General features: G+C 50.2%; 1 protein-coding gene. It reads right to left on the reverse strand.

Annotation, left to right across the window (positions count from 1 at the left end):
- A partial coding sequence (locus WMO66_RS00250) for a hypothetical protein (protein WP_349134403.1) occupies window positions 1–379 on the reverse strand: 379 nt, incomplete at its 3' end.
- Window positions 380–564: the final 185 nt, after the last annotated feature.

Below are 564 nucleotides of genomic sequence, written 5' to 3' on the forward strand. Positions count from 1 at the left end.
CATTCAAGTGGAAAAACAGCTGTTCGCACTGCACGTTGACCCAGCCGCTCCCTCCGGTCAGGACAAAACGCAGTTGTTTGGTATCCGGAAGTCGCTGGCTGCTCATGCCGTTGATATCCGGTCCCTCTGCCTCCAGAACCTCCATCGTAGCGCCGTCAGTGCAGAGCCGATCGCCTTGTGCGTTATAAACGGCGTTCTCCGGATGGGCTTGATAGCATTCCGGCGTGATCCAAATTCTGGTCATAACGGGCAAATCCGCTGGCAGTGCCGTCTCCGTTGGTTCTGTTGACGAAGCAGCCGTTGGGGCGCAGGCCGGTAAAAATACCAAAGAAAGAATAAGCAATATCGCCAATAAAACTAACATCAACCTTATTCGCATTGTTCTACCCTCCTTTTTTCAGCCAGATAACGTGTTGCCTTCTTCAACAATATTAGGTGTGCCAGAGACGGTTATACAGAGGATTGTCCTGCTTTTTTTTCTCAACGCCAAAATTAATAGAGCGAATGCCATACTGCACCGACCAGCATCGCACGACTGAGAAAGGAATTCGGTTCAAACTGCGT

The sequence above is a fragment of the Faecousia intestinalis genome (assembly GCF_040096185.1).
Classification (GTDB): domain Bacteria; phylum Bacillota; class Clostridia; order Oscillospirales; family Oscillospiraceae; genus JAZOXB01.